This window comes from Corynebacterium phocae, assembly GCF_008693075.1.
GTDB classification, from domain to species: Bacteria; Actinomycetota; Actinomycetes; order Mycobacteriales; family Mycobacteriaceae; genus Corynebacterium; species Corynebacterium phocae.
This window is the reverse complement of the sequence record NZ_VXKJ01000048.1, coordinates 74,815-91,176: the sequence shown is the minus strand read 5'-3', so window position 1 is coordinate 91,176 and position 16,362 is coordinate 74,815. Positions and strand designations below refer to the sequence as shown.

8 protein-coding genes are annotated in these 16,362 nt (G+C 58.3%); 7 read left to right on the top strand and 1 reads right to left on the bottom strand.

Annotated features, from left to right (window positions below):
* Positions 1–4: 4 nt before the first annotated feature.
* The 4 genes from F4V58_RS10170 to F4V58_RS10155 all read left to right on the top strand — a co-directional run bounded on the left by F4V58_RS10170 (position 5) and on the right by F4V58_RS10155 (position 4,645).
* On the top strand, positions 5–1,165 hold the full coding sequence (locus tag F4V58_RS10170; protein ID WP_075735685.1) for a DUF6779 domain-containing protein: 1,161 nt from the start codon (positions 5–7) through the stop codon (positions 1,163–1,165).
* On the top strand, positions 1,166–1,834 hold the full coding sequence (locus tag F4V58_RS10165) for a hypothetical protein (RefSeq protein WP_150385792.1): 669 nt from the start codon (positions 1,166–1,168) through the stop codon (positions 1,832–1,834). It abuts the gene before it with no gap.
* The gene (locus F4V58_RS10160; protein ID WP_075735681.1) at positions 1,831–2,649 is read left to right on the top strand and encodes a pantoate--beta-alanine ligase; all 819 of its coding nucleotides are present in this window, start codon (positions 1,831–1,833) and stop codon (positions 2,647–2,649) included. The genes F4V58_RS10165 and F4V58_RS10160 overlap by 4 nt, the downstream gene beginning before the upstream one ends.
* A gap of 79 nt (positions 2,650–2,728) precedes the next feature.
* The gene (locus F4V58_RS10155) at positions 2,729–4,645 is read left to right on the top strand and encodes a 6-carboxyhexanoate--CoA ligase (RefSeq protein WP_075736699.1); all 1,917 of its coding nucleotides are present in this window, start codon (positions 2,729–2,731) and stop codon (positions 4,643–4,645) included.
* Here the strand turns inward: F4V58_RS10155 and F4V58_RS10150 are convergent.
* Positions 4,642–5,841, bottom strand: coding sequence for a porin PorA family protein (locus tag F4V58_RS10150; RefSeq protein WP_075735679.1), 1,200 nt, complete (start codon positions 5,839–5,841; stop codon positions 4,642–4,644). The genes F4V58_RS10155 and F4V58_RS10150 overlap by 4 nt on opposite strands.
* A gap of 501 nt (positions 5,842–6,342) precedes the next feature.
* Between F4V58_RS10150 and rpoB the strand changes: the two genes are divergently transcribed.
* From rpoB to F4V58_RS10135, 3 genes are all read left to right on the top strand, one after another.
* Positions 6,343–9,840, top strand: coding sequence for a DNA-directed RNA polymerase subunit beta (gene rpoB / locus F4V58_RS10145; protein WP_075736697.1), 3,498 nt, complete (start codon positions 6,343–6,345; stop codon positions 9,838–9,840).
* 121 nt (positions 9,841–9,961) lie between these two features.
* Positions 9,962–13,972 (top strand): DNA-directed RNA polymerase subunit beta', encoded by a 4,011-nt coding sequence (locus tag F4V58_RS10140; protein ID WP_075735677.1) that lies wholly within the window; start codon positions 9,962–9,964, stop codon positions 13,970–13,972.
* A gap of 510 nt (positions 13,973–14,482) precedes the next feature.
* Positions 14,483–16,210 (top strand): hypothetical protein, encoded by a 1,728-nt coding sequence (locus F4V58_RS10135; RefSeq protein ID WP_075735675.1) that lies wholly within the window; start codon positions 14,483–14,485, stop codon positions 16,208–16,210.
* The last annotated feature ends 152 nt before the right edge of the window (positions 16,211–16,362 follow it).

Genomic DNA, 16,362 nt, shown 5'->3' with positions numbered 1-16,362 from the left:
CCCCATGACTGTAGAGCGTGGCAACGAACCCGAAGTAGCTGCTGAGGACCAAGACACCTATGGTGAGGCCTCCGCGGAGCAATCTAGCATGGACAAGGGCCAACTGGGCGTCATAGTGCTGGTTGTCCTGGCCGTCCTGGCCAGCGTGGTGATGTTGGTTTCCGGCTCTGACGTGGCGCTTAAACTGGCGCTTTTGGCTTCTTTGTGGGCCGCAGTATTGGGCTTTTTCCTCCTTAGCCGCTACAGGTGGGAAGCCGCAGAACGCGAGAATGAGCTGTGGATTCGTGAGGAGTATTACCAATCCGAACTGGCTCGTGTTGCTTCTGAAGCAACTGACAACACCCGGCAGGAGCCTGCAGCTCCCTCTGCACCGACCGTGCCGGAAGAATGGAAAGAAATTAAAGAGCAGCTGGAACAAATCCAGGCTCAGCTCGCTGAGCTGGCCGGGCGGGAGTACGCCTATGAGCCGGCGGCGCTCTACGCTGAGGCCCGCCGGATAGCGGAGATTGAGTTCCGCGCGCCAACGCCGGCAGCAGAAGATTTTGCGCGGGAAGAAGAAGTCTCCTTTACGCAGCCTTCGCAGGGCGCACCTTCTCTCAGCGCTGTTGCTGGCGAAGTGGGAAACACATCTGCTCCCCGCCAAGACAATCCTTTGGCTGCGCTCATCAAAGATCGGCAAAAGGAAAGCGAGCGGCAGGCGCAACCGGTGCCCGAAGACTTGCCGTCCACCGCCGCCTCTGAGACAACTCCAGAGCGTGAGGAAGAACCCCAGCCCGCACGGGTGGAGGCTGGGTCTGAACCCGCTTCCCGGGCAATGCCGGAACCGTTGTTTAGTACTAAGTCCTTTGATTCGGTGAAGTGGGATACCGGGGAATTCCTGAGCGTTGATGGTAAGCCTCAGCCGGAGCAGACAGGTCAGGCCGCCGGGTCCACTCAGACGGCCGAATCCACTGGGTCCACCCGGGCCACACGGCAGAACGAGTCAGCCGGTGAAACGCTCCAGCCGGAAGACCGTGACCGCTCAGAAGGTGCCCGGCGGGCTGCTCCAGCTGGCAGCCAGGGGAAGGAAAGTTATGACCGCCACGGGCGCCGCCGGTCTGATAATGACCGCGACGGCGTGAAGACGGTGGCGGAGCTATTGGCAGAACTGAAGAAGGATAAGTAAGTGCCCGCGCCACGTATGCGGGTCGCGCTATTGGGCAAAAGTCGTGAGGGCACCGCACTAGCCGCGGGGATGGCGGCGGCCGGGCACACGGTAGTTGAAAATCCCGGTGTGGACAGCCTCAGCGGTTATGACGCTTTCATCCTCGCAGTTGATGAAGGTGGAATTTCCCGGGTTACGCAAGCATTGGAACCAGATTTGCGGCGCGCTCACATTGTCATTCACACCTGCCTATCGACGGGTGTGCAGGTTCTAGACAACCTCGAGACCCTGGGGGTGGTAGTGGCTGCTATTTCTCCGGTCAGTGGCAACCGGTGGGTGGTCTCTGCGGCCGATGAATTGGGTCTAACTATCGCGCAGCTCATTCTGGGGGAGATGGGTGCTCAGGGGTGTGAAATACCCGACGCGGAGCGGGGACTGCTTGCCGCCCAGGTGGCCTACGCCAAGATGACGCGGAGTATCGCGCTGGCGGCGCAGGAGGCCGTACGCGGTCTCTTGGATGAAGATAATGATGGTGACCCGCTTATTGGCGGCAGGGGCGTTATGGCCGCGTTTCCCCATATTGGGGACCCCAGCTTGCGGCGGGCATATCTGGCGGCCGCTAGCCGGTATGCGGAAATCCACGGAGATCCCAGCCTGGAGATGTGGGCACTTTTGGAGGAGAATCGATGAGTTTTGAGTTAGGCCGTGCCGTTGAGACTGACGACCCTGCACAGGTGCGGATGATATCTTCGGCTTTCAGAAAGACCGGATGCCCGGTTGCTCTTGTGCCGCTGGGCAACGGTGTGCATGCGGGGCATGTTGCCCTCGTCCGAGCCGCCCGGGCCGTCCGGGGGGCAGTGGTCATAGTTGCGGTCGGTGATGTTGGCGACGCGGACCTTGAAGTGTTGCGAAAAGAGAAAGTCGACGTGGTCTGGCACTACGCGCCCCGGCCGGTGCGCATTCGGATTGCGCCGACGTTCCAGGGACTGGAACCGGCCGCGGAGCTGGGCACGGAGCTTCACCGCGTGTTGTCAATGGTGGGGACAGTAATGCCCAGCCACCTCATCATGGGCGAGAAAGATTATGAGCTGTTGGTGGCCACTAATGTTGCGCTGCAGGACCTGAATCTGCCGGTGCGGGTGCAGGGAGTTCCGACCGTGCGTATGCCGGACGGCGTGGCTGTGAGCACGCGCAATTCCCGTGTAGCCGCAGAGGCGCGGGAGCAGGCGCGCGCTATTTCAGCGGCTTTAACTGCCGGGGCGCACGCCGCGGAGGCAGGAGCCCAGAAAGTCCAGGATGTTGCCCAGGCAGTATTGGAGGCGGCGGGAGTGGAAGCTGAATACGTACAGGTTCGTGGCGCGGACCTGGGCGAGCCCCCGGAGCAAGGCGATGGCCGTTTGCTGATAGCAGCCACGGTAGGTGGAGTTCGGTTGATAGATAACGCCGGTTTGCCGCTGGGGATTGGGTTTAGGAACCTAGAGCAGTACCAGGCGCAGTCCCGGTGACAGTTTGTTTCGGGCTGAGGCGAATCTTTCCACCACTGTTTCCTTAAACGGCGTTCAATTTGGTGGCTATGATGGCCACATGGCGGTTTATTCAGTGCGCATGCGGGCTTCCCGCGCGGGAGTCCATACCTCCGGGGCGGAAAGGCTAGTGACCACCCCCGGGCAGTGGGAAAAGATTGCCGGGGAGTTGACCCACCGCGCGGTGGTCCACGAACAGGGTCTGCCAGATAGTCTCACCCTTACGGTAGAGCAGTTGGGGACCCACCCGAGGACCATCCCCGCGCTACGGGTAGAGGAGCCAGGGGATATCGCTGCGGAGGACAGGCTTGCCCAGCTGTTGGCGGATCTTCCGCCGTCCGGGTTGGAGCTGGCGCGGAATTCCGAGCGCCTTCGCGGCGCTGCCCTCATCGATATCCACACCGGTCAGCGTGTGGAACCGGACCGCGCCCGGGGCGTGCGGGTTTCCCGGATGGATTGGCAAGACACTTCTGTGGACAGCGGCGCAAAGAGTCATTTCCGGGAGGCCTTGGCGCTGGCCACAAAGGCCCAGTCTTGCCCCGGCGTGGTGGCGGAGGTCTGCGTTTCCGATGACCCCCGTTATACCACCGGGTACGTAGCCCGTGGCGGCACTTACTACCGCATACATCACATCAAACCCGAGGGTTCACCGCATGGCGGCCGCGCCTTATTTATTGACCCACAGGTTGCCACCGTGGATGAGATTGTCCGCTACCTTGAGCGCACGCCGGTGTTCATCAGCCAGCGGGACGCCGCCACCGCGCCGGGCCGGAAAGCTGCACGACCCGCGCTAAAGCTCAACGAGGTGTGCGCGGAACGAAATGCGGCGTGGGAATCCGCCGGCTTGGAACGCCAACCGCGGACCTTCGGCTCCGCACAAGGCCCTCGGGCGGTTATTGATGGCCGGGAATACCTACTGTTTTCTTCCTCCAACTACCTGGGACTGGCTCATCACCCGGAGGTGGTGAGTGCCGCACTGCAAGCTACGGCACTGTGGGGCACTGGCTCCGGCGGGTCAAGGCTTACCACCGGTACGCACAGTTTGCACCGCGAGCTTGAAACCAGTCTGGCGCAGTGGTTGGGCTACGAGGACTGCGTGTTATTTGCCACCGGCTACCAGGCCAATCTTTCTACGCTGCAAGCCCTGGCGGGGGAGGGTCTGGAAGTTTATTCGGACACGGCAAACCATGCCTCGCTGATTGACGGCATGCGCTTGGCTACACAGCGGGGCGCCAAGGTGGAGGTCTACCCGCACCTTTCTCCGCCTTCTGCGCGCGCCGGGACGGGCGGTGGCACCCGTGATTGCGCCCCACGGTTGATTGTGACTGATGGCCTGTTTTCCATGTCGGGGGATCGCGCGCCGTTAGCGAAGATTATGGATTCCGGCTGCTGGACCATGGTGGATGACGCGCACGGTATCGGCACTCTGGGAATATCCGGCCGGGGCGTTGTGGAGGAGGCAGGGTTGTTGAACCAGGAACGCCTGCCGTCAGATCGGTTGCCGCCCGATATTTTGGTGGGAACACTGTCAAAGGCGTTCGGTGCGGAAGGCGGTTTTGTGTGCTGTGGCGCTGAGACCGCCAGGTTGCTGCGCAACCAGGCGAGAAGCTACGTTTTTTCCACCTCGCTGTCCGCCGGCCCCGTGGCGGCGGCTAGGGAGTCTTTGCGGCTGATACGCAGCACGGACGTGGTGGGGCGTTTGCACCGCAATATCGCCTACGCGGAGAAGGTCTTAGGGATGGCCGCGCGCGGGGTCCCCATTCTGGCGGTGCCGGTGGGGGATGAAGCCCGCGCTATGTGGGTTTCCCAGCAACTGGCGCAGGCCGGAATTTGGGCCCCTGCCATCCGCTATCCCACCGTGCCCAGGGGGCAGGCCATTATCCGGATTACGATTATGGCCAACCATACATGTGCTGGCATGGACCAGTTGGCGGAGGTGCTGGCGCCGCTTTTGGGAGGGAAGGCTATTCCGGATTAGGGGTTCTGCAGGCTAGCGGGCACGGCCTGCCCTTCGCCGGCCGGTGTGCTAACAGCGCGGCGCTTGCGCGCCACCAGTCCAAAAGCGCCTAGCGCGGAGACAATGGTCAGTAGTCCGCCGCCGATGATAAGGGTGAGGCGAACAGTCCTAATGAGCGCGGGGTTGGGGAACTTCTTGGTTTGTTCTAGCAACTGCGCGGTGTCTGCCTCGGAGATGGAGCCGGAAAAGGTTAGGGAATTTTCCAGCTCCGCGCCCTCTGCCGTGGCGTAGAAGTCGTGGACCTGCACGTCCATGTCCACTACCAGGCCGGTGCGCTGATCAACGAAGAAATCGCGGGTGGCGGAGTGATGGAGGTAGCCCTTTTGCGGCTGTGGCGGCTCCGGGGCCACCGGGGTGTCGGGTGCCGGTTCATCTGGTAGGCCCTCGGGTGCCTCGGGTAGGCCCTCGGGTGGTTCCGGCACATCCCCGGGTGTCTCTGGCAGCCCCTCGGGTGGTTCCGGCACATCCCCGGGTGTCTCTGGCAGCCCCTCGGGTGCGGCGGGAGCAGGTGGTGGCGCGGGCTGAGCCTTTTCGGCGACTTCTGTGACGTTGAAAAGGCTGGCGTAACGCGTTGCCACGTTGGTGGGCGCAATTTCCTGCCGGTAGACGTAGATGGTGTGTCCATCTATCTTTTCTTCCCGGTCGAATACGGCGGGGGCGGTGCCACGTAGCGTTTCATCGAAGACCTCGTAGGTGGTTTTCTCCGCGTCTGCCGGGAACAGGAACCACACGCCGTCCACGGTGAGTCCGGCGCTGGGCATGCCGATGGTGTGGGAGACTTCCGCAACTCCGGTGGAGCTGCGCGTAATTCGGTCGATGGGGTAAGTCCACACCTGCGCCTGGATTAGCCGCTCTAATTCTGACTGTTGGCTAGAGCGCATGAGGCTGGAGCCAATGCGCACGGTGGTGGTGTCTTCGTCAGCCGGCTCTTGGAGGTTGAGGTGCCACTGGGCCGTAACGGGTACGTTGAGTTGCCGCCCGTCCTGGAACAGTCGGGTGGTGGCGGACTCATCCACGATGGTCCAGGTGGTGTCTTCAAGGTCCAGCGGTACCGCAGGCCGCGCGTCCAAGAACACGGGCGCGGCTACGCCAGCGGACACGCTGGCCACGCCCACGCCTAGAAGAAGGGCCGGGATAACACGGGAGAGGGGCAACATGGTCACCCATCTTAGCGCCCTTGCGGAAACACTCTCACTAGGCGCACAGATTGATGGGTTTTGGGCGCGACTACGCGGCGCTGTGCTTTGCGGCTCGCAGCCCAAGTTGCAGGCGGCGTGTCCTTGGGCCTCGGCGGCTGAAGGTGGTATATTCCATCACGCAAGCCGGGGTTGGCATAGTTTGTTCTGTCACTCGCTGCGGGATCGCGCGGGTCTGGCCTTGAAGGCGATGGCTGTTTAGGGGCTGTGAACAGCGGGATTTGGTAACTGGCCCTCTCGTGGATTAGCGCGCCTAGACAAACGGTCGTCTTTGCTATAAACTGTTGTGTTGCGCTGGAATCATTCTACGTAGACCCATACACCTTGTTAAAATACCTATTTGACAAGGTGATTTCGTGCTCTCTACGTGCAGTGGTTCCTTAAGCTAAACAAAATGCTAATCTACCAGCGGTTTCGGGCCAATCACAAGCATGAGTGGTTGATCACCCGGTTCCGCGTGAGGTGCTGGAAGGACCCATCTTGGCAGTCTCGCGCCAGACCAAGTCAGTGACAAAGATTCCGGGAGCCCCGAAGCGGTACTCGTTCGCAAAGATCGACGAGCCTATCACCGTTCCGGGTCTACTCGACGTACAACTAGATTCCTATTCGTGGCTTATCGGCACGCCTGAGTGGCGTGAACGTGAGCAGGAGTTGCGTGGGCCTGATGCCCGCGTGACCAGCGGCCTGGAAGACATCCTGAATGAGCTCTCGCCCATTGAGGACTATTCCGAGCGTATGTCGCTATCCCTGTCTGAGCCTCGCTTTGAACCCGTGAAGTACACGGTTGATGAAAGCAAGGAAAAAGATATTAACTACTCCGCGCCACTGTATGTGACCGCAGAGTTTGTCAACAAAGACACCCAGGAGATTAAGTCCCAGACGGTGTTCATTGGTGATTTCCCAATGATGACCGACCGGGGCACCTTCATTGTCAATGGCACCGAGCGTGTCATTGTTTCGCAGTTGGTGCGTTCCCCTGGTGTTTACTTTGACCAGACAATCGATAAGTCTACGGAGCGCCCGCTGCACGCCGTGAAGGTTATTCCTTCCCGCGGTGCGTGGCTGGAGTTTGACGTGGACAAGCGCGACACCGTTGGTGTCCGTATTGACCGTAAACGTCGCCAGCCGGTGACTGTTTTGCTCAAGGCCCTTGGTTGGACCGAGGAGCAGATCCGGGAACGCTTTGGTTTCTCCGAGCTTATGATGTCTACCCTGGAAGGCGACGGCGTTGCCAACACGGATGAGGCATTGCTGGAGATTTACCGTAAGCAGCGCCCGGGTGAGCAGCCTACGCGTGATCTGGCGTTGGCCATGTTGGCCAACTCATTCTTTAAGGCTAAGCGTTATGATCTGGCTCGTGTGGGCCGTTACAAGATCAACCGCAAACTTGGCCTGGGTGGGGACCATGATGGGCTTATGACCTTGACCGAGGAAGACATTGCCGTCACCCTCGAGTACTTGGTGCGTCTGCATGCCGGTGAACGGGAGATGAAGGCCCCTAATGGCCAGATGATCCCGCTGAACACTGATGATATTGACCACTTTGGTAACCGCCGCCTGCGTACCGTTGGTGAGCTTATCCAAAACCAGGTTCGCGTGGGTCTATCCCGTATGGAGCGCGTGGTTCGCGAGCGCATGACCACTCAGGACGCGGAATCCATTACTCCTACCTCGCTGATTAACGTTCGTCCGGTGTCTGCAGCTATCCGGGAGTTCTTTGGTACTTCCCAGCTCTCGCAGTTCATGGACCAGAACAACTCTTTGTCTGGTTTGACGCACAAGCGTCGCCTTTCTGCGCTGGGTCCAGGCGGCCTGTCGCGTGAGCGCGCCGGCATTGAGGTTCGTGACGTTCACCCTTCTCACTACGGCCGTATGTGCCCTATTGAGACTCCCGAAGGTCCTAACATTGGTTTGATTGGCTCGCTGGCTTCTTATGCCCGCGTGAACCCGTTTGGCTTCATTGAGACCCCTTACCGCAAGGTTGAGGACGGCCGTATCACTGACGAGGTCGTCTACGTTACCGCTGACGAGGAAGATCGCTACGCGATTGCCCAAGCCGAGGTGGAGCGTGATGAGCAGGGCTACATTACCGACAGCCGCATTGAGGTTCGCCTCAAAGAGGGTGATATCGGTGTGACTGACGCCAAGGGCGTTGACTTCATTGACGTCTCCCCGCGCCAGATGGTTTCCGTGGCAACCGCCATGATTCCGTTCTTGGAGCACGACGACGCCAACCGTGCACTGATGGGCGCCAACATGCAGCGCCAGGCAGTGCCGCTGGTCCGCTCCGAGGCCCCGTTTGTGGGCACCGGCATGGAGCAGCGCGCCGCGTATGACGCCGGTGACCTCATCATCAACGCCAAGGACGGCGTGGTGGAGGCTGTGTCCGCACAGTCGATCACGATCATGGATGACTCTGGCCAGCGCGACACCTATTTGCTGCGCAAGTTTGAGCGCACCAACCAGGGCACCAACTACAACCAGACCCCGCTAGTTTCTGCGGGTGACCGTGTAGAGGCCGGCCAGGTTTTGGCCGATGGTCCTGGTACCCACAACGGTGAGATGTCCCTGGGCCGCAACCTGCTGGTTGCGTTTATGCCTTGGGAAGGTCACAACTACGAGGACGCCATCATCCTCAATCAGCAGATTGTGGAGGATGACACGCTTACTTCCATCCACATCGAGGAGCACGAGATCGATGCCCGCGACACCAAGCTTGGTGCTGAGGAAATCACTCGCGAAATCCCCAACGTCTCTGAGGACGTCCTGCGCGACTTGGATGACCGCGGCATTATCCGTATTGGCGCAGATGTCCGCCCCGGCGACATCCTGGTGGGTAAGGTCACGCCTAAGGGTGAGACCGAGCTGACTCCGGAGGAGCGCCTGCTGCGCGCCATCTTCGGTGAGAAGGCTCGCGAAGTCCGCGACACCTCCATGAAGGTTCCTCACGGTGAGACCGGCAAGGTTATTGGCGTTGCTCGTTTCTCCCGTGATGAAGATGATGATTTGGCGCCTGGCGTCAATGAGATGATCCGCGTCTACGTTGCCCAGAAGCGTAAGATCCAGGACGGCGATAAGCTGGCTGGCCGCCACGGCAACAAGGGTGTGGTGGGCAAGATTCTTCCTCCGGAAGACATGCCGTTCATGGAAGATGGCACGCCAGTAGACATCATCCTGAACACCCACGGTGTTCCTCGTCGTATGAACATTGGCCAGGTGCTGGAAGTTCACTTGGGCTGGTTGGCTCACTCCGGTTGGAAGATCGATGTTGAGGATCCAAAGAACGCGGAGATTTTGAAGACCCTCCCTGAGGAGCTTTACGACGTCCCGGCTGATTCTTTGACCGCCACCCCGGTATTCGACGGTGCCACCAATGAAGAGATTTCTCGTTTGCTGGCTTCCTCGCGTCCTAACCGCGATGGTGATGTTCTGGTGGATGAGCACGGCAAGGCCCGTCTGTTTGACGGCCGTTCCGGTGAGCCTTATAAGTACCCGGTTTCCGTGGGCTACATGTACATGCTCAAGCTGCACCACTTGGTTGATGAGAAGATTCACGCTCGTTCTACCGGTCCTTACTCCATGATTACCCAGCAGCCGCTGGGTGGTAAGGCCCAGTTCGGTGGCCAGCGCTTCGGTGAGATGGAGGTGTGGGCAATGCAGGCATACGGCGCTGCTTACACCCTGCAGGAGCTGCTGACCATCAAGTCTGATGACGTGGTGGGCCGTGTGAAGGTCTACGAGGCAATCGTGAAGGGCGACAACATCCCAGACCCGGGTATTCCGGAGTCCTTCAAGGTGTTGCTCAAGGAACTGCAGTCTTTGTGCTTGAACGTGGAAGTTCTTGCCGTTGACGGCACTCCGATGGAGCTTTCCGGCTCCGATGATGACGACATGGACTCTCCATCCCTGGGCATTAACCTGTCCCGCGATGAGCGGTCCGACGCCGACAACATCGCTTAGAACCCCTAAGCATTTGTGCCTGGTCTGGTTGCGGTCTAACGGCCGCAACCAGGCAAAATGATAATTCTTTTTAAAAGCCATCAATTCCTCGAAATTTATGAGGATGAAAGGGAGACATTACGTGTTTGACGTAAATCTCTTCGACGAGCTCCGCATCGGCCTCGCTACCGCTGAAGACATCCGTCGTTGGTCCAAGGGTGAGGTTAAAAAGCCGGAAACCATCAACTACCGTACTTTGAAGCCTGAGAAGGACGGCCTGTTCTGCGAGCGCATCTTTGGCCCTACCCGTGACTGGGAGTGCCAGTGTGGCAAGTACAAGCGCGTTCGTTACAAGGGCATCATCTGTGAGCGCTGTGGCGTTGAGGTGACCAAGTCTAAGGTTCGCCGCGAGCGCATGGGCCACATTGAGCTGGCCGCGCCCGTTACCCACATCTGGTACTTCAAGGGTGTTCCTTCCCGTTTGGGTTACCTTTTGGACCTGGCTCCAAAAGACCTCGAGCGCATCATCTACTTTGCTGCCAACATCATCACGCACGTTGATGAGGAGGCGCGCCACAATGACCAGTCCACTCTGGAAGCAGAAATGCTGCTGGAAAAGAAGGACGTTGAGGATGACGTTAACTCGGACATCGCGGAGCGCGCCGCCAAGCTGGAGCAGGATCTAGCTGAGCTAGAGGCTGCCGGTGCTAAGGCTGACGCCCGCCGCAAGGTTCAAAACGCCGCTGATAAGGAGATGCAGCACATCCGTGAGCGCGGCGAGCGCGAGATCGCCCGCCTGGATGAAATCTGGAGCACCTTCCTGAAGCTGACTCCGAAGCAGATGATCATTGATGAAAACATCTACGAGGAGCTAGTTGACCGCTACGAGGACTACTTCCAGGGCGGCATGGGTGCAGAGGCTATCCAGACGCTCATCCGGAACTTTGACCTTGAAGCTGAAGCAGAGATTCTCAAGGAAATCATCAACAGCGGTAAGGGCCAGAAGAAGGTCCGTGCGCTCAAGCGCCTAAAGGTTGTTGCTGCGTTCTTGCGTTCCGGCAACGACCCAGCGGGTATGGTCTTGGACGCTATTCCGGTCATCCCGCCGGAGCTGCGCCCCATGGTGCAGCTGGACGGTGGCCGCTTTGCCACCTCCGACCTGAATGACCTCTACCGTCGTGTGATCAACCGTAACAACCGTTTGAAGCGCATGATTGATCTGGGCGCCCCAGAGATCATCGTCAACAACGAAAAGCGCATGCTGCAGGAATCTGTCGATGCCCTCTTTGACAACGGCCGCCGTGGCCGCCCGGTTACCGGGCCAGGCTCACGTCCGCTGAAGTCTCTGTCTGACTTGCTCAAGGGCAAGCAGGGCCGTTTCCGTCAGAACTTGCTGGGTAAGCGCGTTGACTACTCCGGCCGTTCGGTTATTATCGTCGGCCCGCAGCTCAAACTGCACGAGTGTGGTCTGCCTAAGCTCATGGCGCTGGAGCTGTTTAAGCCCTTCGTTATGAAGCGTCTGGTGGAAAATGACTACGCCCAAAACATCAAGTCCGCCAAGCGCATGGTGGAACGCCAGCGCCCAGAGGTCTGGGACGTTTTGGAAGAAGCCATTTCGGAGCACCCAGTGCTGCTTAACCGCGCACCTACGCTGCACCGCCTTGGTATCCAGGCCTTCGAGCCCAAGCTGGTGGAGGGTAAGGCTATCCAGCTGCACCCGCTAGCTTGTGAGGCTTTCAACGCTGACTTCGACGGCGACCAGATGGCAGTTCACCTGCCGCTGTCCGCAGAAGCTCAGGCTGAGGCACGCGTGCTCATGCTTGCTTCCAACAACATTTTGTCGCCTGCGTCCGGTAAGCCTTTGGCTATGCCGCGTCTGGACATGGTTACTGGTCTTTACTACCTGACCATGGACAAGGGACCTGATGAGATTGGTGGCAATGGCCGCTACACCCCAGCGACCGAGGACAAGCCAGCCACTGGTGTGTTCTCTTCCTACGCTGAGGCCATCATGGCTTGGGACCGCGGCATGGTTGGTCTGCAGGCCCCCATCAAGGTGCGTATCTCTCACCTGCGCCCACCGGCTGAGATTGAGGCTGAGCAGTTCCCCGACGGTTGGCAGAAGGGTCAGCCTTGGCTGGCTGACACCACCTTGGGCCGTATCATGTTCAACGACTTGCTGCCGTGGAACTACCCATACCTTGAGGGCGTCATGCTCCGCAAGGGTGGCAAGTCCAACGCGGTGCTGCTTGGTGATGTCATTAATGACCTAGCCATCAAGTACCCGATGATTACTGTGGCTCAGGTTCTGGACAAGATGAAGGATGCCGGTTTCTACTGGGCAACCCGCTCCGGTGTGACCATCTCTATGGACGACGTGCTGGTTCTTCCCAACAAGGAAGAAGTTCTGGAGTCCTACGAGAAGGAAGCCACCCGCATTGAGCGTAAGTTCTGGGAGCAGGGTGCGCTTACTGAGCGTGAGCGTTACGACCGCCTGGTTGAGCTGTGGAAGGACGCCACGGACACCGTGGGTAAGGCCGTTGAGGACCTGTACCCGGACGACAACCCGATTCCGATGATCGTGAAGTCCGGTGCTGCCGGTAACATGCGTCAGATCTGGACCCTGGCCGGCATGAAGGGCATGGTTGTGAACTCGCACGGCGAGTACATCACCCGTCCTATTAAGACCTCCTTCCGTGAGGGCTTGTCCGTTCTGGAGTACTTCAACAACTCGCACGGCTCCCGTAAGGGTCTGGCCGATACCGCTTTGCGTACCGCTGACTCCGGTTACCTCACCCGCCGTTTGGTGGACGTGGCCCAGGACGTTATTGTCCGCGAAGAGGATTGCAACACCCGCCAAGGTGTACTTATCCACATCGGTCAGGCTAAGTCCGGCACCGAAGGTGGGAAGGGCAACCTGGTTCAGCACGAACTGTGGGAGACCACCGCTTCTGGCCGTGTCGTTGCATCCGACACCAAGGATGTTGATGGAAACGTTGTCCTTAGTGCGGGCGATGACCTGACTGAAGACAATACCCAGAAACTGCTTGATGCTGGGCTCGCTGAGGTCAAGGTTCGCTCCGTGCTGACCTGCCAGACCCCAGCCGGCGTGTGTGCTAAGTGCTATGGCAAGTCCATGGCTTCCGGCCAGCTGGTTGACATCGGTGAGGCAGTGGGCATTGTGGCAGCACAGTCCATTGGTGAGCCGGGTACCCAGCTGACCATGCGTACGTTCCACCAGGGTGGTGTTGGTGGCGACATTACCGGCGGCCTTCCGCGTGTGCAGGAACTCTTTGAGGCTCGTAACCCGAAGAACCGTGCACCGATTGCTTCCGTTGACGGCACCATCTCCCTGTCTGATGAGGGTAACTTCTGGACCCTGACCATCACTCCTGATGATGGCTCTGACAACATCGAGTATGAGAAGCTGTCTAAGCGCCAGGGCCTGGCCCAGGTTCGCCGCCCAATGGAGTCCAATCCGGATGCCATGATTGAGCGTTCCTTGCGTGATGGTGACCACGTCACCACCGGCGAGCGTCTCATGCGTGGTGCTGCTGACCCGCACGATGTTCTGGAAGTTCTGGGCCGTCGTGGCGTGGAAAAGCACCTTATTGATGAGGTTCAGGCCGTCTACCGTGCACAGGGCGTGGCTATCCACGATAAGCACATTGAGATCATCATTCGCCAGATGCTGCGTCGCGGTACCGTCATTGAGGCCGGTTCTACCGATTTCTTGCCGGGCACCTTGGTTGACCTTTCTGAGGCCAAGCAGGTTAACGCTAAGCAGGTTGCGGAAAAGGGCGAGCCAGCTCAGCTGCGCTCGGAGATCATGGGTATTACCAAGGCTTCCTTGGCTACGGAGTCGTGGCTGTCCGCCGCCTCCTTCCAGGAGACCACCCGCGTTCTTACCGACGCCGCTATCAATAAGCGCTCCGATCAGCTCATCGGTCTGAAGGAGAACGTGATTATCGGTAAGCTGATTCCAGCTGGTACCGGTATCTCCCGTTACCGCAACATCTCCGTCAAGCCAACTGAGGCCGCTCGGAATGCTGCGTACTCCATCCCCACCTACGGTGATTCCATCTACGGTGATGATGGCTTTGGTGAGTTCACCGGCGCCTCCGTGCCTTTGGACGAGGACTTCTCCTTCTAGGTTCAGTCACTGCCAGTCCGCTTAGCCCCGGTACTTCCTTTTCCAGGAGGTGCCGGGGCTTAGCCGTGCTCATAGACACCACACCCACAGTAGCTATCCAGATAGGTGGAAGGCTCCCAGGCTCGTGGGGAGAAAACGGACAGGAAACGGCATACCGGCAATGAAGCCGAAAGGCTTTTATATTCAAAATAAGTGTAGGAAAGATTGCTTATGTCAAGCTGTATCTCCGGCTGCAGGTTATGGTGGGCAGGGCTTTTGGAAAGTTTATGAAAATGTTACTAATGCCTAAACCGTTAAAGTCGGGTAAGAATTTTAGTCAGTCCTTATTGGGTTGGACGCATACTTTGAGCCTGCTAAACTCAGAACGATTCACCAGGTAAATAGCAAACTTTAGGCAGTCTCGTATTATTCCCACCCTTGGACGTTAGATTGATTGTCCGCTTTGATTTTCTTTGACCTAGTAAATCTAAATGTGGGGGAAGTCCGTTTGGTTGCTGAGAAAGGAATTTAATGTTAAATAAAGCAAATTTCCGTACGAGGAAGGTTGCCATTTCCACGGCAACCCTCATTGCGCTGGCAACTGCCGGTGCAACCGTCCCGGCCGGAGCTGAGGAAGAGCTGGCTCCAAACGCCGACAACGGATGTCACTACTATGCTGATGATGGTGCCTACCTCTCCGAAGAGGATGCGAACAAAGTTCCAGACCAGGATAACGACTGTCTCCGGGATGACCTGGAAGAACGCTTTGGGACTAGTGTCACCGATCCTGATACGGATAGCGATGGCATCAGTGACTACGATGAGGTGTGGGGCAACTTCGGCTACCACAGTTTTGAAACGGGGTTCTTCGTCATCGAGGGTGATAATGGTGAGGACGAAGTTCTTCGAGGGACGACGAACCCTATTAACCCGGATACCGATGGTGATGGGATAAGCGATGGGCGCGAACTCGGTACATTTGTGGATGAAAATAGCAAAACCCAGTTTCTAGATCTCCCATATGAGCTTCAAACTGACCCTAATACCGCCACCGAAGATTCGGACGGCGCCGGTATTGCGGACGTAGTGAAGGAAGCTATGGGGCTTACTGTTGGTGTCCCGGACTATGACAAGGATGGGCTCCCCGATGCAAACGAAATCTATGAATTCTTCACGGATTCGAAAAATGTCGATACTGATTCAGACGGTGTCAACGATTATGACGAAGTTTCCGGTGAGAAGAACCCTTTCAAATCCGATAGCTACAGCACTGGGGCACTAGCCGGTAGCACAAATCCTCTGGAAGCAGACAGCGATGGCGATGGTCTGAAGGACGGCGAAGAGCTCAACACTATTGTTGATGAAAATGGTAAAACCATTGACGACCCTGAGGTCGGACCAAATGAAAAGAAGACCAACCCCAATAACTCTGGTGACCCAGTTGTAACGACCGCGACCACCACCGTTACTACTCCGGTTGAGACCACGGTGACTGAAGCTACTACCACCACCGAGGTAGTGACCACCACGGTTGAGCCTGCTCCTGTTACCACTACAGAAACCACGACGGTTGTGGCAGACCCAGTTACCACTACGGAAACCACCACGGTTGAGCCTGCTCCAGTTACCACTACGGAAACCACCACGGTTGAGCCTGCTCCTGTTACCACTACCGTTCAGCCTGACCCGGTTACCACTACCGTTCAGCCTGACCCAGCCACCGTCACGAACGTCAGCACGGTTCAGGCTTCTCCGGTGACTGAGACTGAGGTAAGCACTGTCCTGTCCACGACTACGGTTACTGCGGAGCCATCCACGGTGACGGCTACTGAGACTTCCACCGTCACGGCCACCGCTGCTCCCGTTGAGCCGGTTCCTACCACCGTCACGGCAACCGAGACCGTAACTGCCAGTGCAACGCCAGTAACTGTGACCGTTACTGCCAAGGCCGAGCCTGTACCAACGACGACTGATGATGAGGCCCCTAAGCCAGGCACCGGGTCCTCTACGTCAGACAACGGCTCATCCAAGTCGGGCGAGGATAAGAACGAGACTCTGGAGAAGTACGGCTGGTTGATTGGTCTGCTTGGTGGCGGTGCCGCTGCTGCCGCTTTGATTGGTCTGCTGGTTAACTTTGTTCCCGCACTGCTGCCTTCTTTGAATATCCTGCCTGGATTTGGAGTTCACGGTGCTGGCCGCAATGACTGGACCCGCGTCTTTGGGCCAGTTGCTGATATCTTCCACCGCTTCCAGTCCTAGTAGCTGCTTGCGCCCAGAGGAACCTCTTGGGCAAAGAGCGTGAGGGAATTTAAAAACCTCGTATCTACGCGGAAAAGACAGGGGTCTTTCCCCAACCTACGGGTTGGGGGAAGACCCCTGTTGTTGGTTTTAGGGCAGGTTGTGGTTTTGGG